Origin of the sequence: Streptomyces broussonetiae (assembly GCF_009796285.1) — a bacterium.
Classification (GTDB): domain Bacteria; phylum Actinomycetota; class Actinomycetes; order Streptomycetales; family Streptomycetaceae; genus Streptomyces; species Streptomyces broussonetiae.
The window spans coordinates 1780802-1805641 of the sequence record NZ_CP047020.1; the positions used below are offsets into that span (position 1 = coordinate 1780802).

Here is a 24840-nt window from a genome sequence, read left to right on the forward strand (position 1 = left end):
CGCCCCGCGCGATGCCGGTGACGATGCCCCCACTGCACGCCCGGGTCGGTTCTCGGACCAGGATCCGGGTCATCCGCGGCCGTAAACCCGTCTGAACACCGCTCAGCGCGCGCCCTGCCGTCACTTCGCGTGCCCGTGCACCTACCCTGTGCATCCATGAGGGTCGGCCCGGAACACCGCGACCGCTGCTCCGTGGTGCGCACGGCAGCGGCGGTCGTGGTGCTTCTGGCCGCTCTGCTGCATGTGCTGGCGTGTGCGCACGGCCCGGCATCGCCCGCTGCGGCCGACTCACGTCCGGCCGCCGGTCCCGTCGTGGTGGCGGATGCGCACGGCGATTCCGGACAGGGACCGCACGAGCGGTGCTGTCACGCGGAGGAGCCGTCGATCCGGGCGCCGCGTGACATCGGCCCGACCGGACAGCCGGGGCCGGCGCCAGGGTACGGGGCCGTGCCCGTCAGCGCAGTCACCGCGCCTTCCGGACCCGTGGCCATGGCCGGTCGGCCCCCTGGCACCGCGGCCGACGATGCGCCGGTCGGCCGGTCTCTCGCACGCTTGGGTGTGTGGCGGACCTGATCGGCCGTCAGCCGGGCTCCCGCGTCGCGCACTCGGACCGGGGCACGGCGGCAGCCGACCACCTCCCCCTCGTCTCACGGCCGACAGCCCCGCGCTGCCCGGCCGCAGGAGAAACACACCATGCACCACCCTGCGCACACGCACACCCACACCCACAACCCCGTACTGCTCCCCGGACCCACCCGGCGGCCGATGCGGACACCGGCCGGTCTGGTCGGAGACACCCCCCTCCTGTGGATCGCGGAGCCCTTCACCGCCGCCGGGCGCGGCTTCTGGGCCAAGCTCGAAGGGCTCAACCCCGGCGGCTTGAAGGACCGTGCCGCCCTGCACATGGTGCGCGCGGCCCGCGCACGCGGGCAGTTGCGTCCCGGCGCCCGGATCGTGGAGTCCAGCTCGGGGACGCTCGGCCTGGGCCTCGCACTCGCCGGGTCCACGTTCGGCCATCCGGTCACCGTCGTCACCGACCCCGGTATGGAACCCCTGATGAGCGGCCTGCTCACGGCGTACGGAGCCGAGATCGACGCCGTCACCGACCCGCATCCGGTCGGCGGCTGGCAGCAGGCGCGTCTGCACCGGGTCGAGTGCATCCTGGCCGGGGATCCGGGCGCCTGGCACCCGAACCAGTACGACAACCCGGACAACGTCGCCGCGTACGCCCCGCTCGCCCACGAACTGGCGGCCCAGCTCGACCGTGTCGACACGCTCGTCGTCTCCGTCGGCACCGGCGGCCACTCCGCGGGCACCGCCTGCGTGCTGCGCCGGCTCCACCCCGGCCTGCGCGTGGTCGGAGTCGACGCGACCGGTTCGACCATCTTCGGCCAGCCCGCCGCGCCCCGGCTGATGCGCGGCCTGGGCAGCAGCGTCCACCCCCGCAACGTCGCCCACCACCTGTTCGACGAGGTGCACTGGGTCGCCGCCCGGGAAGCCGTCTGGGCCGCCCGGCGCCTGGCCCGGGACCACTATGCGACCGGTGGCTGGAGCGTCGGCGCCGTCGCCCTCGTCGCCCGCTGGCTCGCCCGTACCCTGCCCGCCGGGAACCGCATCGTCGCCGTCTTCCCGGACGGGCCGCAGCGCTACGTCGGCACGGTCTACGACGACGCCTACTGCCGTACACACGGCCTGCTGGACCACACACCCGCCGACGACCCCGACGAGATCGCCCACCCCGGCGAGCGGACCGTCACGCGCTGGACCCGCTGCGCCCACGTCGGCGCCCCGCTCGGCCAGGACGGCACTGCGCGGGCGAACGGAGCCGCCGGATGAGGCGCCTGGGGCAGCTGACCCGTTCCTTTCCCGCTCCAGCACGCCTGTTGATGGCCAACCAGTTCGCGATCAACCTGGCCTTCTACATGCTGATGCCCTACCTGGCCGCCCACCTCTCCCACGGACTCGGCCTGGCGGCCTGGGCCGTGGGGCTCGTGCTCGGCGTGCGGAACTTCTCCCAGCAGGGGATGTTCCTCATCGGCGGCACCCTCGCCGACCGCTTCGGCTACAAGGCCCCGATCATGGCGGGCTGTCTGCTGCGCACGGTGGGCTTCGGCCTGCTCGGCTGGGTCGACGACCTGCCTGCCCTGATCGCCGCCTCCGCCACGACCGGTTTCGCGGGAGCCCTGTTCAACCCCGCCGTCCGCGCCTACCTGGCAGCGGAGGCCGGTGAGCGCCGCGTCGACGCGTTCGCCGTCTTCAACGTCCACTACCAGGCCGGGATGCTGCTCGGCCCCCTCGTCGGACTTGCCCTGCTGGCGGCGGACTTCCGCCTGGTGTGCACGACCGCCGCGGCCGTCTTCGCCGGGCTCACCCTGCTCCAGTGGCGGGCGCTGCCCGCACGCGAGCGCCGGTCGGCCGGCGCCGCAGGAATCGGTGTGACCGCACAGTGGCGCTCCGTCGTGGCGAACCGGCCCTTCCTGCTGTTCGCCACGGCAATGACCGGCTCCTACGTGCTGGCCTTCCAGGTCTACCTCGCCCTGCCGCTCGCCGCCGCCGACGCCCTCGGTTCCGGCGGTACAGCGGTGACCAGCGGCCTGTTCGTGGTCTCGGCATCCGTCGCCGTGGCCGGGCAGCTGCGCCTGACGGGATGGGCGAAGGAGCGGTGGCGCCCCGAACAGGCGCTGGTGCGGGGCCTGGTCGCGATGGGGTTCGCGTTCCTGCCGCTCGTGTTCGCCCCGCGCACCGCGCCCGCCGCGGTGCTCGGCGCGCTGCTGACGGCGGTCGTGCTCCTCGCGGCCGGTGCGGCGGTGGTCTACCCGTTCGAGATGGAGACCGTGGTCGCGTTGTCCGGGGACCGCCTCGTCGCCACGCACTACGGCCTCTACAACACGGTCTCCGGCCTGGGTATCACCCTGGGCAACCTGGGCGTCGGCGCGCTGTGGGACTTCGCGCTGCGGCACGGTGCCATGTGGCTGACCTGGACGGCGCTGACGGCCACGGGGGTGGGGTGCGCCGCGGCAGTGACCGCTCTGGCGCACGGCGGACGGCTGACGGTGCGACAGCCCGAGCCGGTCGCGTCCTGGATGCGGGGCCGTCCCTCCGATGCCGGGTATCCGGGTGACGGCCGCGCGCGGTGAGACCACGGGCCGATTAAGGTGGTGCCGTGCTTGCCCCGCAGCCCGCCTCCCGCACAGCCGGTACCCACCGGCGAGTGGTGCGTCCCGCTGTGCTGGTCGCGGTGCTGCTCGGCCTGTTCCTCATGCACGGCGGCCCGGCCGCGGCCAACGGCGGCTGCCACGGGGCCGCACCGGACGCGGCCGCCATGCCGTCGGCAGCGGACGCGACGGCCGGGACGGCCGACACGACCGGCGCGGCCACGGAGCACGTCGGCATGCGGTCGGCGCAGGAGCATATGGCCGGGGCCACGCACACGGTCGGCCTGCAGACGGTACCTGCCCGGATGGCCGCGGCTACGGCCGTGGCCCCCGAGGCGGCGCACACGGCCGTAGCCCCCAGCACCACACATACGGAGGTAGCCCCCGCCGCGGCAGCACCCGGTGCCCCCCGCGCGACAGCCGGCAATGCCGCCTTGCGTCCGCTCGAGGCCACCGCGCGGCCGGCCGAGGCCATGCGGGGCGAGCTGTGTCTGGCCACCACCACGACCCGCCCCGGAGTGCCGCCGCCGCCGTCGACCGCGGTCGCCTGCGCGCTCCCGGCGGCTGTCCTGCTGCCATGGGCCCGGCGGCCGTACGGCGAGGCACGTCACCGGGGCCCACCGGTCGGCGGGCGAGACCTCCTGCTCCAGGTGTGCGTGACGCGGACGTGAGGTGTCCCCCGGGCTGTGGCGCCGTGCCACGGCCCGGCCGGGACCCACGTTCACTGCGCCGTGTGACGGCGCCCCACCTGGAAAGACACATTCATGTCCAAGACCCCTGGCACGACTCGTCGTGTTCTCGCGGCAGCCGCCGCCACGGCGGCACTCGCCGTCACCCTGACCGCCTGCGGCTCCGCCTCCGGCTCCGACCACAGCTCCACCGCATCCGGAATGTCCGGCACGGAACACAGCGGCACGCCGTCCCCCTCCGCATCGGACGGCGACATGGCCGACATGCCCGGTATGAGCACCGCCGCCACCGGCAACGGACTCGCCGAGGCGAAGGACGGGTACCGGATGACCTCCGCCACCACCACCCTCGCCGCCGGCAGGGCGACCGGCTACCGCTTCGCCATCACCGGTCCGGACGGCAAACCGGTCACCGGCTTCGCCGTCGACCAGACCCAGCGGATGCACTTCTACGCCATCCGGTCCGACCTCACCGGCTTCCAGCATGTGCACCCGGTCATGGCCAAGGACGGCACCTGGACCGCACCGCTGGCCGCGCTGCGGCCGGGCAGCTGGCGGCTGTATGCCTCCTTCACCCCGGACGGCGGCCCGGGCAAGGGCGAGGACTTCGTCCTCAGCCGTACCGTGAAGGTGCCCGGAATGGCGATGACCACGACCCTGGCCAAGGCGTCCGGCACCACCACGGTCGACGGCTACACCCTCACCGTCAAGGGCGAGCCGATGGCCGGCATGGCCCACCAGCTGACCGCCACTGTCACCAAGGGCGGCAAGCCGGTCACCAGCCTTCAGCCCTACCTGGACACCTACGCCCACCTGACCGCCTTCCACCAGGGCAACCTGGCCTTCGCGCACCTGCACCCGCAGACCAAGGTCGACGGCGACCACGGCGGACCGACCCTGACGTTCCACGCCGAGTTCGCCCAGTCCGGGAACTGGCGGCTGTTCCTGCAGTTCCGGACGGCCGGTCGACTGCACACGGCCGCGCTCACCCTGCACGTCGGCTGAGCGCCCCGGCCTGACTGCGAGCAGTGCGGGTACCGCCCGCGCCCGAGAGGGCGCGGGCGGTTTCGTGCCGGGCGAGCGATGCTGGTGAGCGAGCAGCTTCGCGCAGAGGCCAGGAGGCGCACCCCGGTGATCGCCGTCAACCCGTTGAACAGCGCCTCGGTGCTGGCCGCGTTCGGCGCGATCGGCGTCCTGGTGGTGATCTTCGCGGAATCCGGTCTGCTGGTGGTCGGCTTCGTCCTGCCGGGCGACACGCTGCTGTTCCCGGCCGGCGTGCTGTGCGCCGGGACCGCGCAGCAGCCGCCCCGGCTGGCGCTGTGGCAGGTGCTGGTGTGCGCGGCCGTCGGGGCGGTGGCCGGCGGCCAGGTGGGGTACCTGATCGGGCGGCGCGGCGGACGGGCGCTGCTGGCGCGCACCTCCCGCCGGCGGGTGAAGGCCGCGGCAGCGCGGGCCGAGGAGCTGCTGGCGGGATACGGCTACGGAAAGGCGCTGATGATCGGGCGGTTCGTGCCGTTCCTGCGGACGGTCCTGCACCCCGTGGCGGGCGCGCTCGGGGTGCCCGTGCGCACCTTCACGCTGTGGCAGACCGTGGGCGGTGTGCTGTGGTCGCAGGCGCTCGTCCTCGCCGGCTACAGCCTGGGAGCGTCCGTCCCGCGGATCGACGACTATCTGCTGCTGCTGGTCGGCGCGGTCGTCGTCGTGTCGATGCTGCCGTTGCTGATCGAGGCATGGCGGACTCGACGGGAACGCCGCTGAGAGTGCCTCACACCCCCGCCTCCCGATGGGTGACGCGCCCGCCGACCACCGTGAGCAGCACCGGCAGCGCCGCCAGATCCGTATCGGCCACCGCCAGCGGGTCGTCGGCCAGGACCGTCAGGTCGGCGCGGTAACCCACCGCGACCCGGCCCGCCCGGACCTCCTCCCCCTCCCCCGCCGCCCAGGCGGCGTTGAGCGTCATGCCCTGGAGGGCCTGGAGCGGAGTGAGGGCCTGGGCGGGGCCGTGCGGGGGCAGGGAGAGGTCGGCGGGGCGGCGGTGCCGGGCGCCGGCCATGACCTTCAGCGGCGAATACGGCGCGATGGGCCAGTCCGAGCCGAGCACGACCCGCGCTCCGGCGTCCCACAGGTCTCGGCAGCGGAACGCCCGCCCGGCACGCTCCTCACCGAGCCGCCGCGACCAGTTGTCGGTGTGGTCCGCGCGGGTGAACTCACAGCAGTGCGTGGGCTGCATCGACGCGGCCACGCCGAGCGAGACGAACCGCCGTACGGTGTCGTCCGGGACGGTCTCGATGTGCTCGACGCGATGGCGCACGGCTACGGGCACGCCTCCGGCGTCCACCGCCTGGGCCTTCTCGACCGTGTCGAGCACATGGCGTACCGCCGCGTCCCCGATCGCATGCGTGGCCGTGGGTACACCGGCCCGGTGCAGGGTCCCGACGACCTCGGTGTAGCGCTGGGGGTCCGGCCCGTAGGCGTGCGCCGACTCGCCGTGGCAGTCGGGGGTCTCGAGCCAGGCGGTGCCGTTGTCGATCGTGCCGTCCATGAAGAGCTTCACGCCCGCCACCTGCCACAGCCCGCCTCCGGTGCCCTGGAGCCGGACGAGGTCGGCGACGGCGGCGTCGTCCGCCTCCGGCCGGCACCAGGGGGCGATCCGCAGCCGCAGGGACAGGGCGCCCGCGGCCTCGAGCGCGGCGTAGACGGCGAGGCTGTCGCCGTTCGCGTCCATGGCGTGCCCGCCGGTGAGGCCGGAGGCGGCCATGGTGCGCTCGGCGCCGGACGCCGGGTGCAGGTGCCCGTCCGTGAGGCCGGCGGTGACCACCGCGCCGCGCAGGTCCACGACGGTGGTGCCGGGCCCGGCCAGGGCGCGGGCGTCCGGATCGTCGCCGAGGAAACTGATCCGCCCGTCCTGTGCGACCAGCGGAGCCGCGCGATGCAGGTACGCCGTGTCGTACCCGACGTCCAGTCGACTCGTACCCGACGTCCAGTCGGCCGCGCCGGCGCGGAGCACGGCGTTCTACGGAGCGCTCGGGCTGGAGGAGGTCATGAACCACGGCTGGATCTCGACACTGGCCGCCCCCGGAAACCCGGCCGCACAGCTGAGCCTGATGCGCGAGGACCGCACCGCGCCCGTCGCCCCGGACCTGAGTATCGAGGTCGACGACGTGGACGCGGCGTACGCGGCGATGCGGGAGCGAGGCGCGGAGATCGTGCACCCGCTCACGGACGAGGAATGGGGCGTACGGAGGTTCTTCGTACGCGACCCCGACGGGCGCGTGGTGGACGTCCTCAGCCATCGCTGACCCCGTCCCCTGGACGGAACACCGCCTTCTGGACGGGTCTGTGACGAACCGTGAGACTGGGTCGGGTCCAGCGCTGCGCGCCCCGGCTCCCCAGGACGGTGACCATGGAAGAGGAAGTCCCCCGCGTCGAACTCACCCCGCAGGCCGCGGAGCTGGTACGGCGGCTGCACGCGGAGCACGGTCCGCTGATGTTCCACCAGTCCGGCGGCTGCTGTGACGGCAGCGCGCCCATGTGCTACCCGGACGGCGAGTTCCGCACCGGCGGTTCGGACGTGCTGCTGGCGGAGCTGGCGGTGGAGGGCGTCGCGGAGCCCGTCACCTTCTGGATGTCCCGCAGCCAGTACCAGGCGTGGAGCCACACCCGGCTGATCGTGGACGTCGTACCCGGACGGGGCAGCGGCTTCTCCCTGGAAGCACCCGAGGGGGTGCGTTTTCTCACCCGTTCTCGCGTAGTCGACGCCTAGTCGGCCCGCCGTCCCCCGCCATCTGCTCCACTGCCTCTTGGAACCAGGGAACACGAGGCAGCACAGGGACAATTGACGACACGTCGGGGGGCATGGTGACCAGACGTCACAGGCTTACGACAGCGGGCAGAGCAGTCCTCACGGTGGTCACGGCGTTCGGCGTGCTGGCCGGTGCGGCCCTTGCGGGGGCGGCACCGGCCGGCGCCGCTTCGGCGGGCAGGCGGATCGCGCCGGGCATCACCTACCGGCAGTTCGACGTCGACGCTGCCGCGGGTCCGGCACACGTCCATCTGCTCACGGTCGACCTGGCCAATCCGCACGTCCGCGTGGATCTGCTGTACCCGGGCACGGTGGCGGCCCGGGCCACGGTCTCCGGGATGGCGGACGCAACCAGGGCGGTCGCGGGGGTCAACGGCGACTTCTTCAACATCACCGAGACCCAGCACCCGGGCGTGCAGGCCACCGGCGCGAGCGTCGGACCGGCGATCGCAGACGGACGTGTGCTCAAGGCCGCGGTACCGGACGGCCAGCGGTTCGGACCGGCACTGCCGCCGGGGACGAACACGCAGGACGTCTTCGGCGTCGGCACGGACCGGCGGGCCCGGCTGGACCACCTCGCCCTCGTCGGCAGCGTCGCCACCCCCGAGGGCCGGCTCCCGCTCAAGGGCCTGAACCAGTATGCGCTGCCGGAGAACTCCGTCGGCGCCTTCACCGCGCAGTGGGGCAGCGCCTCGCGCAAACGTTCCGTCTGCGGCACCGACACCCAACGCTCGGCACCGTGCAGCACCGACACCCATGAAGTGACCGTGCGGGACGGCCGGGTGGCCTCCACCGCGGACACTCCGGGCAGCGGCACGATCCCGTCGGACACCACGGTCCTGGTGGGCCGCGAGGAGGGTGCGCAACAGCTGCGCAAACTCTCCGTGGGGGACGAGGTGAGCGTGACGCACACCCTGGTCGCGGCCTCCTCCGGGGTGCCGTACGCGTTCGCGATCGGCGGCTTCCCGGTGCTGCGGGACGGCACCGCACTGTCCGGGCTGGACGATTCCACCTCCGCAGTGCGCACGGTCGTGGGCCTCAAGGGCGGCGGACAGCAGATGCTGATCCTGGCACTGGACGGGGCCGCCGCGTACCGGACCGGTATGACGGTCGCCGAGGAGGCGGCCACCATGCGCTCGCTGGGCGCGTCCGACGCGTTCAATCTCGACGGCGGCGGTTCGACGGAACTGGTGACCCGGGACGCGGGCGCGAGCGCGGTGACGGTCCGCAACCATCCGAGCGGCGGCGCCGAACGCCCCGTCGCGAACGGCATCGGCGTCTTCTCGGCCCCGTGAGCGGCTCCGAGCACGGCTCCATGAGCAGTCCTGTGAGCGTCTTACGGCTCAGGGCTGCAGGCCGCTGACCAGTTCGGCGGTCGCGGTGAGCCCACTGTGGATGGTGGGCGCCATGCTCGAGCCGGCCAGGAAGAAGCCGAGCAGCACACAGACCAGAGCGTGAGAGATCTTCAGCGCGCAGTTGCGCATGAAGATCACGGCCAGGATCAGGAGCAACAACACCACAGAGATGGAAACGGCCATCGGGAACCTCCTCCGCCACGCCCCTTGAGCGGCGTTTCGGCCGCAAGTGTGGCGTAGCGGAGGGTTCGTCCGGGCGGCTGACGTGTCCCCCAAACGTGTGGTGTTACTCCGTGGGACGGGCGTCGAGGAAGGTCTCCAGGCCGGCCAGGTCGTCGGTGTTGAGGTAGTCGACGCCGGCGGCGAGCAACTCCGCCCACAGGGCGTCGCGGGCCGGGCCCGCGGCGTCCGGGGTGGCCCAGAACCGCACCAGTTGGCCGTGCGCGTGCGCGACGGCGGTGATGCCGCGCAGCTTCTGCCGCTCGGCGTCGGGGAACGTTCCCGCCCCGGACCAGGTGAAGTTCGTCGTCCAGTTGTCGCTGATCAGCGAGATGAAGGAGGCGGGGGCGCTGCTGCCGAGGTCGGTGAGCCGGCCGTCGTAGAAGGCGCGCCGTTCGGACTGTGCCTCCATGGGAATACGCGCGGCGCGGTCGCCGGAGATGACGGCGGTGATCGGTGCGGGGTGGATCCGGCCGTGCGCGTACCGGGTGAACAGGCGCGGGTAGCGGCGCAGATGGCGGTCGAGTTCCAGGTACGTCGAGGAGCCCTCGGTCTTGATGTCGACGAGGAGTTGCAGCGGGCGGCGCCAACCCCGGTACACCGAGCCGTGGTTGGCCTTCACGATCGCGGCCAGCGGGTCGAGGTAGAGGGATTCGAGGGTGCGGGTCGGGTCCAGCTCGGAGCTGTCGTGGCCGATGAGGAGCTGGTCGCCGACGAGGAAGATGTCGGCCTCGACGCTGTTGAAGCGGTGGCCGAGCGCGTCGAACAGGGGGTGCGGGTGTTCGTAGTCGTTGTGGGCGTGCGCGTTCCACAGCGGGTGCAGACCCCGGTGTGAACTGCCCGCCCAGGCCTGGGACACGGGCAGGGCGACCGCGCCGGCGAGGGCGGCGCCGAGGGTGGTGAGGGCTCTGCGTCGGGTGGTGAGGGCCATGCTCTGCCTCCCTTGAGGTGCCGGATGGGACCGGGGAGAGTATGCGTGCCCTCACCACCCAACGGGCCTGCTCTCGCGCGGAGTTGGCGCGTTGTTCACCTCTCGGGAGCGAGCCCGTGAAGAAGCCCGCCCCGGGCGGGGCGGGCTTCACCGGGGCCGGGTCAGGGGGCCTGGAGGTCGACCAGTTCGGCCAGCGCCTCCCGGTGCGCACCCGCCGTGCCGTAGGCGATCGAGTCCGCCTTGGCCCGCTTGAGATACAGGTGGATCGGATGCTCCCAGGTCATGCCGATCCCGCCGTGCAACTGCAGCGCCTCCTCCGTGGCGTGGACGGCGACGGGCGCCGCGTACGCCTGCGCGACGGCGACCGAGATCTCCGCGTCCTCGCCGGAGGCGAGCGCGTCGGCGGCTGCGCGGGCCGCGGCCCGGAGGTTGACCGTCTCCAGCCACAGCTGGGCCAGCCGGTGCTTGAGCGCCTGGAAGCCGCCGACCTGCCGGTTGAACTGCTTGCGCTCCTTCAGATAACGGACCGTCTCGGTCAACGCCCAGTCGGCAACACCCAGTTGCTCGGAGACGAGCAGGCCTGCGGCTGCCTGCAGGGCGCGGCGTACGGCGGGCTCGGCAGCGCCGATACGGCGGCCTGCAGCGGCCTGCAGCCGTACCGTCGCCGGCGGCCGGGTCAGGTCCAGGCCGACCTGCGGGGTGATGGTCACGGCGTCGGCGGCGACGGCGTACAGGCCGCCGTCGTCGGCCGGGACGAGCAGGACGTCGGCCACGGCGGCATCGGCGATGCCGGTCAACTCGCCGTGCAGGGTGCCGTTCTCGAGCCGTACGGTCCGCACGGCGGCGCCCGGTGCCGTGTGCAGTGCGACCGCGAGGGCGCCGATGGCGCGCCCGGAGGCCAGCCGCTCCAGCAGCTCCTCGTCACCGCAGGCCAGCAGGGCCTCAGTGGCCACGACCGCGCTGGTGAGGTAGGGCACGGGGGCGACCGCACGGCCCAGCTCCTCCAGGACGACGGCGGCCTCACGGTGCGAGGCGCCCTGGCCGCCCTGCGCCTCGGGCACCAGGAGGCCGGCCAGGCCCATACCGTCGGCGAGCAGCTTCCACAGGGCGAGGTCGTGCGGGGCGTGCGACTCGGTGCGGGCGATGACGTCGGCCGGGGCGCAGTGGTCGGTGAGCAGGTCCCGTACGGCGGCCCGCAGCGCCTCCTCCTCCTCCGAGTACAGCAGGTCGGGCTGTGTGCGCTGCGCTGTCATCGGGCCAGGTCCTTCCACGCGACGTCCTTGTCGGTGCGCGGCTCGGCGGGCAGGCCGAGGACGCGCTCGGCGACGATGTTCAGCAGGACCTCGCTGGTCCCGCCCTCGATGCTGTTGCCCTTGGCGCGCAGATAGCGGTAGCCGGCGTCACGGCCGGTGAAGTCGACCAGCTCGGGCCTGCGCAGGGTCCAGTCGTCGTACAACAGGCCCTCCTCGCCGCGCAGTTCCACCTCCAGGCCGCTGATCTCCTGGTTGAGGCGGGCGAAGGCGAGCTTCATGCCGGCGCCCTCGGGGCCGGGCTGTCCGGCGACGAGCTGCTGGCGCAGGCGCTCGGCGGTGAGGCGGGAGACCTCGGCCTCGACCCACAGCTTCAGCAGCCGCTGGTGCAGGTCGTGGGTGCGCAGCTCGGGACGCTCGCGCCAGGTCTGCGCGACCGGCCCGATCATGCCGCCCTCGCGGGGCAGGCGCATGCCGCCGATGGCGACGCGCTCGTTGTTGAGCGTGGTCTGCGCGACCCGCCAGCCGTCGCCGGTCTCGCCGAGACGGCGGGAGTCGGGGATGCGGACGTCGGTCAGGAAGACCTCGTTGAACTCGGCCTCGCCGGTGATCTGGCGCAGCGGCCGGACCTCGACGCCCGGGTCGGTCATGTCGCACAGGAAGTAGGTGATGCCCGCGTGCTTGGGCACGTCCGGGTCGGTACGGGCGATGAGGATGGCCCAGCGGGCGTTGTGCGCGCCGGACGTCCACACCTTCTGCCCGTTGACCACCCAGTCCTCGCCCTCGCGGACCGCGCGGGTGCCGAGCGCGGCGAGGTCGGAGCCTGCGCCGGGCTCGCTGAACAGCTGGCACCAGACCTCCTCCCCGGTCCACAGCGGCCGCAGATAGCGCTGCTTCTGCTCCTGCGTGCCGTACTTGAGGATGGTCGGCGCGGCCATGCCGAGACCGATGCCGTTGCGGCGCGCGTCGTTGTCGGGGGCGCCCGCGGCCTCCAGCTCGGCGTCCACGACGGCCTGGAGGTGCCGCGGCGCGCCCAGGCCGCCGAGGCCCTCCGGGTAGTGCACCCAGGCGAGGCCGGCGTCGAAGCGGGCCCGCAGGAAGTCCAGGCGGTCGGTGCTCGCGAGCGGGTGCCGGGTCAGCAACTCCCGCGTGCGGCGGACCAGTTCGTCGGCGTCGGTCATGCTGCTCCTTCCATCACCACGGCGATCCGGCCGATGGACCGGCCGTCCGCCACCTTCTGCACCGCCACGGCCGCCTCGCTCAGCGGGACCCGCTCGCTGACCAGCGGCCTGATCGCGCCCCGGGCGGCCAGGTCGGTCAGTTCCTCGTGGCAGCGCAGGATGAGCTTCGGGTTCTTGGTCGCGTACAGGCCCCAGTGCAGGCCGAGGATCGAGTAGTTCTTCACCAGGGCGTGGTTCAGGGCCGGGCTGGGGATGGTGCCGCTGGCGAAGCCGACGACGACGATGCGGCCCTCGAAGGCGACGAGCTTGGCGGACTGGGCGTAGGCCTCGCCGCCGACGGGGTCGTAGATCACATCGGCGCCCCGGCCGCCGGTGGCCTCCTTCACGGCCGCGACGACATCCTCGCTGCGGCGGTCGACGACCACGTCACAGCCCAGTTCGCGGGCCACGGCGGCCTTGTCCGCGCCGCCGACCACACCGATCACGGTGGCGCCGGCCGCCTTGCCGAGCTGGACCGCGGCGCTGCCGACTCCGCCGGCGGCGGCGTGCACGAGCAGCGTCTCCCCCGCCTCGAGGTGGGCCCGGCGGTGCAGGGCGAACCAGCCCGTCTGGTAGCCGATGTGCAGCGCGGCGGCCTCGGCGTCGTCCAGCGCGTCGGGCGCGGGCATCAGCGCGCGGGCGTCGGCGAGCGTGTACTCGGCGAAGCCGCCGTACGGCAGCGCGGGGTTGGCGATCACCCGGCGGCCGTCCTCGGTCTCACCGCAGATCTCCACGCCGGGCGTGAACGGCAGGGGCGGCCGTACCTGGTACTGGCCCCGGCACAGCAGGGCGTCCGGGAAGTTGATGTTGGCGGCGCGCACCCGCAGCAGCACCTGACCGTCGCCGGGTGCGGGCCGCGGCACCTCCGCCAGCCGCATCACCTCGCTCGGCTCGCCGTTCTCGTGCACTTGCCATGCCTGCATGCGGGGCCTCCACGGGACTGCTTCGTCTGACCGGGCTCGAGGGCATACTAAGCGGTCGCTTGCCGATCAGGGAACAGCCGGCCGTGCCACTTCCCCACCGGCCGTGCCACTTCCGCCTCGGCCGTGTCACTTCCGCGTCGGCCGCGCCCGTACATGCATCCGCTCACCCTGCGGCCCGAACAGGCTGAGGAACTCCACCGGCCCCTCCCCGGTCGACCCGAACCAGTGCGGCACGCGCGTGTCGAACTCGGCGGCCTCCCCCGCCGACAGCACCACGTCGTGCTCGCCGAGGACCAGCCGCAGCCGGCCGGAGAGCACGTACAGCCACTCGTAACCCTCATGGGTGCGCAGGTCCGGCTCCTGCTTGCGCCGGGGTTCGAGGACCTTGAAGGCCTGCAGGCCGCCGGGCTGGCGGGTCAGCGGCCAGTGGGTGCGTCCGCCCCGCTCGATCGGCTTCGACCGCACCCGCGGGTCCCCCACCTCAGGCGCCCCGACCAGTTCGTCCAGCGGCACCTGATGGGCCTGGGCGATCGGCAGCAACAGCTCGAGGCTGGGCTTGCGCAGGCCCGACTCCAGCCGGGACAGGGTGCTCACGGAGATCCCGGTCGCCTCCGACAGCGCGGCCAGGGTCACCTCCCGCTCCTTGCGCAGGCGCCGCAGCCGGGCGCCCACTTCCGCCAGTACGTCGTCCGTGGTCATGAAACCTATTGCAGGATCGGCAAATGTGTTTGTCAATCCCGCGGACCCGGGCCACTGTCGCGGCATGACCGAGAACAACGAGAACAACCGGTACGAAGCAGTCGTCGTCGGAGGCGGAGCCGCCGGGCTGTCCGCCGCGCTGGTCCTCGGCCGGTCCCGGCGCCGCACGCTGGTCGTCGATGCGGGCGAGCCGCGCAACGCGCCGAGCGCGCACATGCAGGGCTATCTGTCCCGGGACGGCATGTCCCCGGCCGAGTTCCTGGCGGTCGGCCGCGAGGAGATCGCCCGCTACGGCGTGGAGCTGGTCCGGGACCGGGTGGTGGACGCGGACAAGGACGGCGGGGGCTTCACGGCGAGGCTCGCCGGCGGGCGGACGGTACGGGCCCGGCAGCTGGTGATCGCCACGGGTCTGAGGGACGAGCTGCCCGAGGTCCCGGGGCTGGCCGAGCGGTTCGGCCGGGACGTGGTGCACTGCCCGTACTGCCACGGCTGGGAGGTCCGCGACCTGCCGACCGGGGTGCTCGCGACCTCCGCGCTGAGCGTGCACCAGGCGCTGATGGTCACCCAGTGGTCGAAGGACGTGCGGTTCTTCCTGCACGAGGTGAGCGAGTCGGAGCTGACGGACGTCGACCTGCGCCGGCTGGCCGCCGCCGGGGTCGGCGTCGTGCCCGGGAAGGTCACGGAACTCGTCGTCACCGGCGACCGGCTCACCGGGGTCCGGCTGGCCGGGCGTACCCCCGCCGAGGCAGGCACGGTCCACGACCTCGAGGTGCTGTTCGCCGCACCGCGGGCCGTGCCGCAGAACGACCTGCTGGTGAAGCTGGGCGCGGAGCTGCGCGAGACACCCTTCGGCAGCTATCCGGTGACCGACGAGCGCGGCCTGACGACCGTGCCCGGCCTCTGGGCGGCGGGCAACGCCGGCGGCTTCGCCGAACAGGTGATCAACGCGGCCAGCCGCGGCTACCGCGCGGGGGCGGCGATCAACGGGGAACTGCTCATGGCGGACCTCGACGCTGCCGTGCGGATGTAGCAGCCCGGCGGGCCTCCGGTGCAGGATGGCTGCATGCTCCTTGCCCGGCTCGCCCAGGTGTCCCGCGAGGTCGCCGCGACGGCGGCACGGTCCCGCAAGACGGCGCTGCTCGCGGAGCTGTTCCGGGACGCCGAGGCGGACGACGTGCCGATCGTCATCCCGTACCTGGCCGGACGGCTGCCGCAGGGCCGGCTCGGGGTCGGCTGGAAGGTGCTGAGCCACCCGGTGCCGCCGGCCGCCGAGCCCACGCTCACGGTCCGGGAGGCCGACGCCCGGCTCACCGAACTGGGCAGGGTCCGCGGTGCGGGCGCGCAGGCGGAGCGGACCCGGATCGTGGGCTCGCTGATGGGCGCGGCCACCGCGGACGAGCAGCGCTTCCTGCGCGGGCTGCTCACCGGCGAGGTCCGGCAAGGCGCGCTGGACGCGGTCGCGGTCGAGGGCCTCGCCCAGGCGACCGGCGCCGACCCGGCCGCCGTCCGGCGGGCGGTGATGCTGGCGGGGTCGCTGCAGACGGTCGCCCAGGCGCTGCTGGCCGAGGGTCCCGGCGCACTGGACCGGTTCCGGCTCACCGTCGGCCGGCCGGTGCTGCCGATGCTGGCGCAGAGCGCCTCCTCGGTCGCCGAGGCCGTGCGCAAGCTCGGCGCCTGCGCGGTGGAGGAGAAGCTGGACGGCATCCGGGTGCAGGTCCACCGGGACGGCGACACGATCCGGGTGCACACCCGCACCCTGGACGACATCACCGGCCGGCTGCCCGAAGTGACTTCGGCCGCACGGGAGTTGACGGGCGAGCGGTTCGTCCTGGACGGCGAGGTGATCTCCTTCGGCGAGGACGGCCGCCCCCGCTCCTTCCAGGAGACCGCGGGCCGGGTCGGCTCCCGTACGGACGTGGCGAAGGCTGCCGGACAGGTACCGGTCTCGCCCGTCTTCTTCGACGTCCTGTCGGTCGACGGCCGCGATCTGCTCGACCTGCCGTTCGCCGAGCGGCACGCGGAGCTGGCCCGGCTGGTGCCCGAGCCGATGCGGGTGCGCCGTACGGTCGCCGCCGGGCCCGAGGACATCCCCGAGGCGGAACGGTTCCTCGCCGACACCCTGGCCCGCGGGCACGAGGGCGTGGTGGTGAAGGCGCTGGACGCCCCCTACGGCGCGGGCCGGCGCGGCGCCGCCTGGCTGAAGGTCAAGCCCGTGCACACCCTCGACCTGGTGGTGCTGGCCGCCGAGTGGGGTCACGGCCGCCGCACGGGCAGACTGTCCAACCTGCACCTAGGCGCCCGCACCGCCGACGGCGGCTTCGCCATGCTCGGCAAGACCTTCAAGGGCATGACCGACGTGATGCTCGCCTGGCAGACCAAGCGGCTGCGGGAGCTGGCGGTCGACGAGGACGCCGACGACGGCTGGGTGGTCCGGGTCCGCCCCGAACTCGTCGTGGAGATCGCCTACGACGGCCTCCAGCGCTCCTCGCGCTACCCGGCCGGCGTGACCCTGCGCTTCGCCCGGGTAGTGCGCTATCGCGAGGACAAACGCCCCGAGGAGGCCGATACGGTGGAGGCCCTGCTGGCGGCCCACCCGGAGGTCACACCGTGACGGTGCGTACGACGAAGCACAGTGCGGGACTGCTGGTGTTCCGGCACACCGATGAGGGGCTTCAGGTAGTGCTCGGCCATATGGGTGGCCCCCTGTGGGCGAAGAAGGACGCCGGGGCGTGGACGGTCCCCAAGGGCGAGTACGCGTCCGACGAGCCCGCATGGGAGGCGGCCCGGCGGGAGTTCCGGGAGGAGCTGGGGCTGGCGCCGCCGGGCGGGACGGCCGTACCGCTGGGCGAGGTCGTGCAGAAGAACGGCAAGATCGTCACGGCGTGGGCGGTGGAGGCCGACCTGGATCTGACGGGTTTCACCCCGGGCAGCTTCACCATGCAGTGGCCCCCGAGGTCCGGACGCGAGCAGGAGTTCCCCGAGCTGGACCGGGTGGAGTGGCTGGGCATCGACCGGGCCCGCGAGCTGATCATCTCCGCGCAGAGCGCGTTTCTCGACCGGCTGGCGGAGCACACGCGCTGAAGAGGGTCTCACGCGTTGCGGACGCCGCGCCCGCGCGCGAAGGTCGAGACAAGCCCGCTCCCAGGGAGGCCAGCCATGCCCATCGCGACGGTGAACCCGGCCAACGGCGAGACGCTCAAGGCGTACGAGCCCATGGGCGAGGAGGAGCTGGAACGCCGGCTCCAGCTCGCCGAGGCCACGTTCCGCACGTACCGGACGACCGCGTTCGCCGACCGGGCCCGACTGCTGAACAAGGCCGCCGATCTGCTCGACGAGGACCAGCCGGAGATCGGCCGGGTCATGACCACCGAGATGGGCAAGCCGGTCAAGCAGGCCCGCGCGGAGGCCGCGAAGTGCGCGAAGGCGATGCGCTGGTACGCCGAGCACGCCGAGGCGCTGCTGGCCGACGAGGAGCCCGCCGAGTCGGACGTGCGCGACTCCGGGGCGTCCCGGGTCCGGGTGCGCTACCGGCCGCTCGGCCCGGTGCTCGCGGTCATGCCGTGGAACTTCCCCCTGTGGCAGGTCGTACGGTTCGCCGCGCCCGCGCTGATGGCGGGCAACGTGGGCCTGCTCAAACACGCCTCCAACGTCCCCCAGACGGCCCTGTACCTGGAAGACCTGTTCCACCGGGCGGGCTTCACGGAAGGCTGCTTCCAGACGCTGCTGATCGGGGCGGGCGCGGTAGACGGCATCCTGCGCGACGAGCGGGTCAAGGCGGCGACGCTGACGGGCAGCGAGCCCGCGGGCCGGGCGGTCGCCGCCACCGCCGGGGAGATGATCAAGAAGACGGTGCTGGAGCTGGGCGGCAGCGACCCGTACGTCGTCATGCCCTCGGCCGACCTGGACCGGGCCGCCGGGATCGCGGTCACGGCGCGGGTGCAGAACAACGGGCAGTCGTGCATCGCCGCGAAGCGGTTCATCGTGCACCACGACGTCTACGACGCCTTCGCCGAGAAGTTCGTCGCCGGGATGCGGGCGCTCAAGGTCGGCGATCCGCTCGAGGAGGACACCGGGGTCGGTCCGCTCGCAACCGAACAGGGCCGCAAGGACGTGGAAGAGCTGGTCGACGACGCCAGGCGCAGCGGCGCCGAGGTGCTGTGCGGCGGGCAGCGGCCGGACGGGCCGGGCTGGTACTACCCGCCGACCGTACTCGCCGGCATCACCCGGGAGATGCGCATCCACCGCGAGGAGGCGTTCGGGCCGGTGGCCACGCTGTACCGGGCCGGCGACCTGGACGAGGCACTGCTGATCGCCAACGACTCGCCGTTCGGGCTGAGTTCCAACGTCTGGACGCGGGACGAGGCGGAGGTCGAACGGTTCGCCCGCGATCTCGAGGCCGGCTCGGTGTACGTCAACGGGATGACCGCCTCGCATCCTGCGTTCCCGTTCGGCGGTGTGAAGCGCTCGGGGTACGGGCGTGAGCTGTCCGGGCACGGAATCCGGGAGTTCTGCAACATCACCACGGTTTGGCAGGGGGTGTGAGTGCTGCGGGGCTACCATCCCATTTGTGAACCTCGAAGTGACTCTGCCTCTGATCGTCGACGACCGCGGGTCCTTGCAGGTGGCTGCGGCCGACGTGAGTAAGTTGCTGCGGACCGTGGGTGGACGGTGGCTGCGGCTCGTGGAGGCCGGGGAGCAGGGTCTGGACGAGGATACGGTTGCCGCGCTGACCATCGAGTTGGCCAAGCTCGCGGACCGTATCGACGTGGCCTGCATCGCGCACAGCAGCGGAGCGCCGTAGGCGGATCAGCCCAGCGTTGCCCAGAACATGCTCTCGTACCGTTGAAGCAGCGTTCCGTAGGTGTGTGCGGTGTCCGTGTGCAGAGCACCGGTGTCCAGGCCCGCCTGCACGGCCGCCGTCGCCTGTTCGTCCAGGTCGGGCGCCGGCGCCGCGAAGAAGTCGAAGAACGCGCAGGACTCGTCCTCGAAGCCGTAGTGGGTGCGCAGGCCCGCCGCGATGCGGGTGCAGTAGCCGCCCCAGGCCGAGAAGTTGGCCGTCAGGGCGAGGAGCGTGTCCGTGGGGGACGCGTTGAGGGCCAGCCAGGAGACGTAGGCGGGATAGGCCTGGCAGCCGGCCAGGGGGACGTACGTGCGCGAACGTTCTTCCGTCACGCCGCAGGCCCGTGCGAATGCCGTCAGATGCCGTGCGGCCAGCTCCTCGCCCGTCGCCAGCGTGCTGAAGTAGGCCGCGGCGGCCGGGTCGGCGCGTCGGGCCAGGTGCTCGAAGGAGCGGCGGTCGGACGGGATCACCCACTGCTGTTCCAGAGCCAGCCGGGCGAGGGCCTGCGGGGGCGCCTCGCCGCGCTCCACGAGCGGGACGAAGGGGTTGGCGGAGGCGTCCGGGGCAAGTGCCCCGATGGTCGTCTCGAGCAGGTCCCTGGCCGTGGCCGTCATGGCGCTCTCCCTCGCGGCGGACGTGCGGGTTTCTCCTCCGACCCTGACACGTTGTCCCCAGTCTGGAGTAGTCCGGCGAGAGAACGCCGCTCCGACGGGTGATCGTGGGTGGACCACCTCCTGAGGTGAACCACCTACTGACCGGCGGGCGAATGCCTTCCGGAAGGCTGAAAGCAGGCGCGGTTCATGGCGACTTTGTGCAGACCGGCAGTGTCGGTTCCGGAACACGTGATCACGATGGAGGAGACGTTGGAGCTGGCCCGCTCCCGTCACGCGGACCACCCTCAACTCCCCCTCGCACTGCGGCTGATAGCGAACACCGGCGTCAAGACCCGGCACATCGTGCAGCCCATCGAGGAGACCCTGAAGCACCCCGGCTTCGAGGAGCGCAACAAGCTCTACGAGGCGGAGGCCAAGGCCAGGGTGCCCGCGGTGATACAGCGGGCGCTCGACGACGCGGAACTCCTCACCACCGACATCGACGTGATCGTCTACGTCTCGTGCACGGGCTTCATGATGCCCTCGCTCACGGCGTGGCTGATCAACGAGATGGACTTCGACCCCACCACCCGGCAGCTCCCGATAGCCCAGCTGGGCTGTGCGGCCGGCGGTGCGGCGATCAACCGGGCCCACGACTTCTGTGCGGCCTACCCCGAGGCCAACGCGTTGATCGTGGCCTGCGAGTTCTGCTCGCTGTGCTACCAGCCCACCGACCTCGGCGTCGGCTCGCTGCTCTCCAACGGTCTGTTCGGTGACGGCATAGCCGCCGCCGTGGTCCGCGGCAAGGGTGGCACCGGCATCGAGCTGGAGCGCAACGGCTCGTACCTGATCCCCAAGACCGAAGAGTGGATCATGTACGACGTCCGTGCGACCGGCTTCCACTTCCTGCTCGACAAGCGGGTGCCGGCCACCATGGAGCCGCTGGCCCCGGCCCTCCAGGACCTCGCCGGGACGCACGGCTGGGACGCGTCCGACCTGGACTTCTACATCGTCCACGCCGGCGGGCCGCGCATCCTCGACGACCTGAGCAAGTTCCTCCAGGTCGACCCGCACGCATTCCGGTTCAGCCGGGCCACCCTCACCGAGTACGGCAACATCGCCTCCGGCGTCGTGCTGGACGCGCTGCGCCGGCTCTTCGAAGAGGGCGGCGCCGAGCACCGGGCGCGCGGGCTCCTCGCCGGGTTCGGACCCGGCATCACCGCGGAAATGGCGCTGGGCCGCTGGCGCGGCTCCGACCGAGAAACGGCATGAGTACGGCATGACGGAAGAGACCCTCACCGAGACCCTGCCCCCGATCCGGCACTGGCCGGCGCTCGATCTGACCGGGACGGACTTCGACCCGGTGCTCAGAGAGCTGATGCGCGAGGGACCGGTCACCCGCATCCAACTGCCCAACGGCGAGGGATGGGCGTGGCTGGTGACCCGGTACGACGACGTGCGCATGGTGACCAATGACGCTCGCTTCAGCCGCGAGGCCGTCATGGACAAGCCGGTCACCCGGCTGGCCCCGCACTTCATCCCGGACCCCGGCGCGGTCGGTTTCCTCGACCCGCCCGACCACACCCGGCTGCGCCGCTCGGTGGCCGCCGCGTTCACCGCGAAGGGCGTGGAGCGGGTGCGGGACAGGGCGCGCACCATGCTGGTCGAACTGGTCGACGAACTCCTCCAGGACGGCCCGCCGGCCGATCTGACAGCCACGATCCTCAGCCCGTTCCCGATCGCGGTGATCTGCGAAATGATGGGTGTACCGGCCGCCGACCGGCACACCATGCACATCTGGACGCAGCTGATCCTGTCCTCCTCGCACGGCAAGGAGGTCAGCGAGAAGGCCAAGCGGGAGATGGCCGCCTACTTCTCCGACCTGATCGGCCTGCGCGAGAACAGCACGGCCGAGGACGTCACCTCGCTGCTCGGCTCCGCCGTGGGCCGGGGCGAGGTCACCCTGGAGGAGGCCGTCGGGCTCGCCGTGCTTCTGCAGATCGGGGGCGAGGCGGTCACCAACAACAGCGGCCAGATGTTCTACCTGCTGCTGACCCGCCCCGACCTGGTGAGCCTGCTGCGCGAGCGGCCGGAGATCCGCCCCCGGGCGATCGACGAACTCCTGCGCATCATCCCGCACCGCAATGCGGTCGGCCTGTCCCGCATCGCCATGGTGGACGTGGAGATCCGGGGCGTGCGGATCCGTGCGGGTGACCCGGTGTACGTCTCCTACCTGGCCGCCAACCGCGACCCGGAGGTCTTCCCCGACCCGGAGACCATCGACTTCTCCCGCAGCCCCAACCCCCATGTCTCCTTCGGCTTCGGCCCGCACTACTGCCCCGGCGGCCAGCTGGCCCGGCTGGAGCAGGAGCTGCTGGTGGACACCCTGCTGGACCGGGTGCCGGGCCTGCGACTGGCCGTACCGCCGGAGCAGGTGCCCTTCAAGAAGGGCGCGCTGATCCGGGGTCCCGAGGCCGTACCGGTGACCTGGTGACCGGCTCATGACCTGGACGGAGGGACTGTACGTACCGCCGGGCCACGGCCGCGTCGTCGAGACACCCGCCCAGCGTGTGACGTTCAAGGTCACCGGCACCCACTCGCGGATGGCCTCCACCTTCGAGGTGGAGGTCCCGCCGGGCTTCGACGTGGGCGCCCATGTGCACACGCGCAGCGAGGAACTGTTCTACGTCCTGGAGGGCGAACTCGACGTCCTCGCCTTCGAGCCGCGCATCCGCACACCCGACAACTGGAAGAAGTGGGAGTCGAGTTCGGGCCGCAGGGCGGTGCGGGCGACCCCCGGCACGGTGATCGTCGTACCACCGGGGTGTCCCCATGCCTTCGCCAACCCGACGGACACACCGGCGAAGATGTTCTTCCAGGCCTCTCCCCCGCCGGACCACGAGCGCTATTTCGAGGAGTTGCTGGAGATCCTGGGCAACGGAGGCCCGCCGGACCAGGAGGCGATCGAGGCGCTCCGGACGAAGTACGACATCGAGCAGCTCACGCCCTTGAGGCACCGGTAGACGCGCCAACCCCGAGGGGGCGCGGGGAACTGCGCGACCAGCCACGACGAACCGGCGGTCCGCAGCGCACCCGCACCCCCGCGGCGCTACCGGATCGGCATCCCGGCAAGGGTCCGCGCGATGACGAGCCGCTGGATCTCGCTCGTACCCTCGAAGATCGTGTAGATCGCGCTGTCCCGGTGCATCCGCTCGACCGGGTACTCGCGGGTGTACCCGTTGCCACCGAGGATCTGGATGGCCTGCGCGGTCACCTTCTTCGCGGTCTCGCTCGCGAACAGCTTGGACATCGAGCCCTCCGCCGCGGTGAACGGCTTCCCGTTGACCGCCATCCAGGACGCCCGCCACACGAGGAGACGCGCGGCGTCGATCTGCGTCCGCATGTCCGCCAGCTGGAACGCCACACCCTGGTTGTCCATGATCGGCCGGCCGAACTGCTCCCGGGTCCTGGCGTAGTCGAGGGCGACCTCGTACGCGGCCCGGGCGGTACCGACGGCCATCGCGCCGACGGCCGGCCGCGAGGCCTCGAAGGTGGCCATCGCCGCGTTCTTCACCCTCTCCCCACCGCCGGCCTTCGCCTTCTCGCGGGCTCGCGCGAGCCGCTCGTCCAGCTTCTCCTTGCCACCGAGCAGGCAGGAGCCGGGGACGCGGACGTGGTCGAGGACGACCTCGGCGGTGTGCGAGGCACGGATGCCGTGCTTCTTGAACTTCTGTCCCTGGGCGAGGCCGGGGGTACCCGGCGGGACGATGAAGGAGGCATGACCCTTGGAGCCCAGCTCCGGGTCGACACTGGCGACGACGACGTGGACGTTGGCGATACCGCCGTTGGTCGCCCAGGTCTTCGTGCCGTTGATCACCCACTCGTCCTTGGCCTCGTCGTACACGGCGCGCGTGCGCATGGACGCCACGTCGGAGCCGGCGTCGGGCTCGGAGGAGCAGAACGCGGCGACCTTGACGTCGTTCTGGTCGCCGTACATCTGCGGGATCCAGGTACCGATCTGCTCCTCGGTTCCGTTGGCGAGAACGCCCACGGCGGCGAGGCCGGTGCCCACAATGGACAGGGCGATGCCCGCGTCGCCCCAGAACAGTTCCTCCATCGCCATCGGGATACCGAGCCCGGTGGAGTCGAAGTACTGCTGCGCATAGAAGTCGAGGGAGTAGATGCCGACCTTCGCGGCCTCCTGGATCACCGGCCAGGGAGTCTCCTCGCGCTCGTCCCACTCGGCGGCCGCGGGGCGGATCACGTCGGCGGCGAAGCCATGGAGCCAGTCCCGGACTTCCTTCTGTTCGTCGTTCAGCTCCATGGTGAACTCAGCCATGTCCCCTCCAGCGGCGGCAGTGCGATGTTACTAGCGGTAACCCGAGTCTGTTACCGACGGGTAGGAAAAGTCAACCGGCGACGACGCCTCGGCATCCCGTTCGATGTCAGGGGCACAGTCAGTGTTAGTTTGCGCAGGCGTCACCGAATCAGCACGGGTGGGGAGAGCACATGAACACCACACAGCGGACCGAGCAGCAGCGGTCCGCCGACCGCCGACGGCGAGAACTGCTGGAGGCCGCCGACCGGGTGGTGCTGCGCGACGGCCCCCAGGCGTCGATGAACGCGATCGCGGCGGAGGCCGGGATCACGAAGCCGATCCTGTATCGCCACTTCGGCGACAAGGGTGGGCTCTACGCGGCTCTGGCCAAGCGGCACACGGACGCGCTGCTGGACTCGCTGCGGGCGGCGCTGGACGCCCCCGCCGCCCGGCGGGAGCGGGTCGAGTCCACGCTGGACACCTATCTCGCGGCGATCGAGGCACGCCCTCAGGTGTACCGGTTCCTGATGCACCCCGCGGAGGGGAGCACGGGAGGCGACCAGGGCTTCGACGTCGGCAAGCACAGCGCACCGCTGCTCCGCAGGATGGGCGAGGAACTGGCCCAGGTGATCGAGGAGCGGGTCGACCTGGGGCCCGGGAGCCAGCAGCTCGCACGGGTGTGGGGGCACGGGATCGTCGGGATGATGCACGCCGCGGGTGACTGGTGGCTGGGCGAACGCCCTTGCTCCCGGAGCGAGTTGGTGCGCTCGCTCGCGGATTTGCTGTGGGGACGGCTTGCCGCCGCGGGGGACAGGATGGGCGGCCCGGGGTTCTAGCCGCCCGCGG

Annotated in this window: 26 protein-coding genes; 17 read left to right on the top strand and 9 right to left on the bottom strand. The window is 72.2% G+C overall.

Going from position 1 to position 24840, the window contains the following annotated elements:
• The first annotated feature begins 693 nt into the window (after positions 1-693).
• From GQF42_RS08375 to GQF42_RS08395, 5 genes are all read left to right on the top strand, one after another.
• Complete coding sequence (locus GQF42_RS08375) at positions 694-1836, top strand: PLP-dependent cysteine synthase family protein (RefSeq protein WP_158919011.1); 1143 nt, start codon at positions 694-696, stop codon at positions 1834-1836.
• Positions 1833-3137, top strand: coding sequence for an MFS transporter (locus GQF42_RS08380; RefSeq protein WP_158919012.1), 1305 nt, complete (start codon positions 1833-1835; stop codon positions 3135-3137). The genes GQF42_RS08375 and GQF42_RS08380 overlap by 4 nt, the downstream gene beginning before the upstream one ends.
• Positions 3138-3211: 74 nt before the next feature.
• Positions 3212-3826 (top strand): hypothetical protein, encoded by a 615-nt coding sequence (locus GQF42_RS08385; RefSeq protein WP_158919013.1) that lies wholly within the window; start codon positions 3212-3214, stop codon positions 3824-3826.
• Positions 3827-3919: 93 nt separating this feature from the next.
• Complete coding sequence (locus GQF42_RS08390; protein WP_158919014.1) at positions 3920-4849, top strand: hypothetical protein; 930 nt, start codon at positions 3920-3922, stop codon at positions 4847-4849.
• Positions 4850-4975: 126 nt separating this feature from the next.
• The gene (locus GQF42_RS08395; protein ID WP_158929927.1) at positions 4976-5602 is read left to right on the top strand and encodes a DedA family protein; all 627 of its coding nucleotides are present in this window, start codon (positions 4976-4978) and stop codon (positions 5600-5602) included.
• 7 nt (positions 5603-5609) lie between these two features.
• Here GQF42_RS08395 and GQF42_RS08400 read toward each other — a convergent pair whose 3' ends face one another.
• On the bottom strand, positions 5610-6851 hold the full coding sequence (locus GQF42_RS08400) for an amidohydrolase (protein ID WP_456115202.1): 1242 nt from the start codon (positions 6849-6851) through the stop codon (positions 5610-5612).
• Here GQF42_RS08400 and GQF42_RS08405 point away from each other — a divergent pair.
• The 3 genes from GQF42_RS08405 (at position 6787) to GQF42_RS08415 (ending at position 8941) form a co-directional block, all read left to right on the top strand.
• Positions 6787-7143 carry a VOC family protein gene (locus GQF42_RS08405; RefSeq protein WP_158919015.1) on the top strand — a complete coding sequence of 119 codons (357 nt, stop codon included), beginning with the start codon at positions 6787-6789 and terminating at the stop codon, positions 7141-7143. The two genes, GQF42_RS08400 and GQF42_RS08405, sit on opposite strands and share 65 nt — an antisense overlap.
• Before the next feature lie 104 nt (positions 7144-7247).
• Positions 7248-7607 carry a DUF779 domain-containing protein gene (locus tag GQF42_RS08410; protein WP_158919016.1) on the top strand — a complete coding sequence of 120 codons (360 nt, stop codon included), beginning with the start codon at positions 7248-7250 and terminating at the stop codon, positions 7605-7607.
• A 92-nt stretch (positions 7608-7699) separates the two neighbouring features.
• The gene (locus GQF42_RS08415; RefSeq protein ID WP_199272611.1) at positions 7700-8941 is read left to right on the top strand and encodes a phosphodiester glycosidase family protein; all 1242 of its coding nucleotides are present in this window, start codon (positions 7700-7702) and stop codon (positions 8939-8941) included.
• A 48-nt stretch (positions 8942-8989) separates the two neighbouring features.
• On the opposite strand, the gene GQF42_RS08420 is transcribed toward GQF42_RS08415, so the two are convergent.
• From GQF42_RS08420 to GQF42_RS08445, 6 genes are all read right to left on the bottom strand, one after another.
• A complete protein-coding gene (locus tag GQF42_RS08420) occupies positions 8990-9184 on the bottom strand; it encodes a hypothetical protein (protein WP_158919017.1) in 195 nt (64 codons plus the stop codon).
• A gap of 103 nt (positions 9185-9287) precedes the next feature.
• Positions 9288-10151, bottom strand: a complete 864-nt coding sequence (locus GQF42_RS08425; RefSeq protein ID WP_158919018.1) for a phosphatidylinositol-specific phospholipase C/glycerophosphodiester phosphodiesterase family protein — start codon at positions 10149-10151, stop codon at positions 9288-9290.
• A 161-nt stretch (positions 10152-10312) separates the two neighbouring features.
• Positions 10313-11404 (bottom strand): acyl-CoA dehydrogenase family protein, encoded by a 1092-nt coding sequence (locus tag GQF42_RS08430; RefSeq protein WP_158919019.1) that lies wholly within the window; start codon positions 11402-11404, stop codon positions 10313-10315.
• Complete coding sequence (locus GQF42_RS08435) at positions 11401-12582, bottom strand: acyl-CoA dehydrogenase family protein (RefSeq protein ID WP_158919020.1); 1182 nt, start codon at positions 12580-12582, stop codon at positions 11401-11403. Before GQF42_RS08435 ends, GQF42_RS08430 begins: the two co-directional genes overlap by 4 nt.
• Positions 12579-13544, bottom strand: coding sequence for an NADPH:quinone oxidoreductase family protein (locus GQF42_RS08440; RefSeq protein ID WP_158919021.1), 966 nt, complete (start codon positions 13542-13544; stop codon positions 12579-12581). The genes GQF42_RS08435 and GQF42_RS08440 overlap by 4 nt, the downstream gene beginning before the upstream one ends.
• 126 nt (positions 13545-13670) lie before the next feature.
• Complete coding sequence (locus GQF42_RS08445; protein WP_158919022.1) at positions 13671-14243, bottom strand: XRE family transcriptional regulator; 573 nt, start codon at positions 14241-14243, stop codon at positions 13671-13673.
• 64 nt (positions 14244-14307) lie between these two features.
• Between GQF42_RS08445 and GQF42_RS08450 the strand changes: the two genes are divergently transcribed.
• The 5 genes from GQF42_RS08450 (at position 14308) to GQF42_RS08470 (ending at position 19044) form a co-directional block, all read left to right on the top strand.
• Entirely contained in the window at positions 14308-15273 is a 966-nt protein-coding gene (locus GQF42_RS08450) for an NAD(P)/FAD-dependent oxidoreductase (RefSeq protein WP_158919023.1), read from the top strand.
• A gap of 33 nt (positions 15274-15306) precedes the next feature.
• Positions 15307-16854: an ATP-dependent DNA ligase gene (locus GQF42_RS08455; RefSeq protein WP_158919024.1), complete on the top strand. Its 1548-nt coding sequence runs from the start codon at positions 15307-15309 to the stop codon at positions 16852-16854.
• Positions 16851-17324 carry an NUDIX domain-containing protein gene (locus tag GQF42_RS08460; RefSeq protein ID WP_158919025.1) on the top strand — a complete coding sequence of 158 codons (474 nt, stop codon included), beginning with the start codon at positions 16851-16853 and terminating at the stop codon, positions 17322-17324. The genes GQF42_RS08455 and GQF42_RS08460 overlap by 4 nt, the downstream gene beginning before the upstream one ends.
• 75 nt (positions 17325-17399) lie before the next feature.
• Positions 17400-18785: an NADP-dependent succinic semialdehyde dehydrogenase gene (locus GQF42_RS08465; protein ID WP_158919026.1), complete on the top strand. Its 1386-nt coding sequence runs from the start codon at positions 17400-17402 to the stop codon at positions 18783-18785.
• Positions 18786-18810: 25 nt separating this feature from the next.
• Positions 18811-19044, top strand: a complete 234-nt coding sequence (locus GQF42_RS08470) for a DUF6213 family protein (protein ID WP_158919027.1) — start codon at positions 18811-18813, stop codon at positions 19042-19044.
• A 5-nt stretch (positions 19045-19049) separates the two neighbouring features.
• On the opposite strand, the gene GQF42_RS08475 is transcribed toward GQF42_RS08470, so the two are convergent.
• Positions 19050-19697 carry a transcriptional regulator gene (locus GQF42_RS08475; protein WP_158919028.1) on the bottom strand — a complete coding sequence of 216 codons (648 nt, stop codon included), beginning with the start codon at positions 19695-19697 and terminating at the stop codon, positions 19050-19052.
• Between the two features lie 186 nt (positions 19698-19883).
• Between GQF42_RS08475 and GQF42_RS08480 the strand changes: the two genes are divergently transcribed.
• Genes GQF42_RS08480 through GQF42_RS08490 form a run of 3 tightly spaced genes read left to right on the top strand, consistent with a single transcriptional unit; the run spans position 19884 to position 22699 of the window.
• Complete coding sequence (locus tag GQF42_RS08480; RefSeq protein ID WP_158919029.1) at positions 19884-20948, top strand: type III polyketide synthase; 1065 nt, start codon at positions 19884-19886, stop codon at positions 20946-20948.
• A 7-nt stretch (positions 20949-20955) separates the two neighbouring features.
• The gene (locus tag GQF42_RS08485) at positions 20956-22170 is read left to right on the top strand and encodes a cytochrome P450 (RefSeq protein ID WP_158919030.1); all 1215 of its coding nucleotides are present in this window, start codon (positions 20956-20958) and stop codon (positions 22168-22170) included.
• Between the two features lie 7 nt (positions 22171-22177).
• Positions 22178-22699 (top strand): cupin domain-containing protein, encoded by a 522-nt coding sequence (locus tag GQF42_RS08490; protein ID WP_158919031.1) that lies wholly within the window; start codon positions 22178-22180, stop codon positions 22697-22699.
• A gap of 86 nt (positions 22700-22785) precedes the next feature.
• On the opposite strand, the gene GQF42_RS08495 is transcribed toward GQF42_RS08490, so the two are convergent.
• Entirely contained in the window at positions 22786-24015 is a 1230-nt protein-coding gene (locus GQF42_RS08495) for an acyl-CoA dehydrogenase family protein (RefSeq protein WP_158919032.1), read from the bottom strand.
• A gap of 170 nt (positions 24016-24185) precedes the next feature.
• Here GQF42_RS08495 and GQF42_RS08500 point away from each other — a divergent pair, with 170 nt between their 5' ends.
• Positions 24186-24830, top strand: coding sequence for a TetR family transcriptional regulator (locus GQF42_RS08500; RefSeq protein WP_158919033.1), 645 nt, complete (start codon positions 24186-24188; stop codon positions 24828-24830).
• Positions 24831-24840 lie beyond the last annotated feature (10 nt).

Excerpts from the sequence above, each read along its gene's own strand:
- GQF42_RS08475 (WP_158919028.1), bottom strand. The coding sequence starts at position 19,697 with ATGACGGCCACGGCCAGGGACCTGCTCGAGACGACCATCGGGGCACTT.
- GQF42_RS08430 (WP_158919019.1), bottom strand. The coding sequence starts at position 11,404 with ATGACAGCGCAGCGCACACAGCCCGACCTGCTGTACTCGGAGGAGGAG.
- GQF42_RS08455 (WP_158919024.1), top strand. The coding sequence starts at position 15,307 with ATGCTCCTTGCCCGGCTCGCCCAGGTGTCCCGCGAGGTCGCCGCGACG.
- GQF42_RS08450 (WP_158919023.1), top strand. The coding sequence starts at position 14,308 with ATGACCGAGAACAACGAGAACAACCGGTACGAAGCAGTCGTCGTCGGA.
- GQF42_RS08415 (WP_199272611.1), top strand. The coding sequence starts at position 7,700 with ATGGTGACCAGACGTCACAGGCTTACGACAGCGGGCAGAGCAGTCCTC.
- GQF42_RS08495 (WP_158919032.1), bottom strand. The coding sequence starts at position 24,015 with ATGGCTGAGTTCACCATGGAGCTGAACGACGAACAGAAGGAAGTCCGG.
- GQF42_RS08375 (WP_158919011.1), top strand. The coding sequence starts at position 694 with ATGCACCACCCTGCGCACACGCACACCCACACCCACAACCCCGTACTG.
- GQF42_RS08420 (WP_158919017.1), bottom strand. The coding sequence starts at position 9,184 with ATGGCCGTTTCCATCTCTGTGGTGTTGTTGCTCCTGATCCTGGCCGTG.
- GQF42_RS08480 (WP_158919029.1), top strand. The coding sequence starts at position 19,884 with ATGGCGACTTTGTGCAGACCGGCAGTGTCGGTTCCGGAACACGTGATC.
- GQF42_RS08485 (WP_158919030.1), top strand. The coding sequence starts at position 20,956 with ATGACGGAAGAGACCCTCACCGAGACCCTGCCCCCGATCCGGCACTGG.
- GQF42_RS08380 (WP_158919012.1), top strand. The coding sequence starts at position 1,833 with ATGAGGCGCCTGGGGCAGCTGACCCGTTCCTTTCCCGCTCCAGCACGC.
- GQF42_RS08465 (WP_158919026.1), top strand. The coding sequence starts at position 17,400 with ATGCCCATCGCGACGGTGAACCCGGCCAACGGCGAGACGCTCAAGGCG.
- GQF42_RS08440 (WP_158919021.1), bottom strand. The coding sequence starts at position 13,544 with ATGCAGGCATGGCAAGTGCACGAGAACGGCGAGCCGAGCGAGGTGATG.
- GQF42_RS08390 (WP_158919014.1), top strand. The coding sequence starts at position 3,920 with ATGTCCAAGACCCCTGGCACGACTCGTCGTGTTCTCGCGGCAGCCGCC.
- GQF42_RS08490 (WP_158919031.1), top strand. The coding sequence starts at position 22,178 with ATGACCTGGACGGAGGGACTGTACGTACCGCCGGGCCACGGCCGCGTC.
- GQF42_RS08410 (WP_158919016.1), top strand. The coding sequence starts at position 7,248 with ATGGAAGAGGAAGTCCCCCGCGTCGAACTCACCCCGCAGGCCGCGGAG.
- GQF42_RS08425 (WP_158919018.1), bottom strand. The coding sequence starts at position 10,151 with ATGGCCCTCACCACCCGACGCAGAGCCCTCACCACCCTCGGCGCCGCC.
- GQF42_RS08435 (WP_158919020.1), bottom strand. The coding sequence starts at position 12,582 with ATGACCGACGCCGACGAACTGGTCCGCCGCACGCGGGAGTTGCTGACC.
- GQF42_RS08445 (WP_158919022.1), bottom strand. The coding sequence starts at position 14,243 with ATGACCACGGACGACGTACTGGCGGAAGTGGGCGCCCGGCTGCGGCGC.
- GQF42_RS08500 (WP_158919033.1), top strand. The coding sequence starts at position 24,186 with ATGAACACCACACAGCGGACCGAGCAGCAGCGGTCCGCCGACCGCCGA.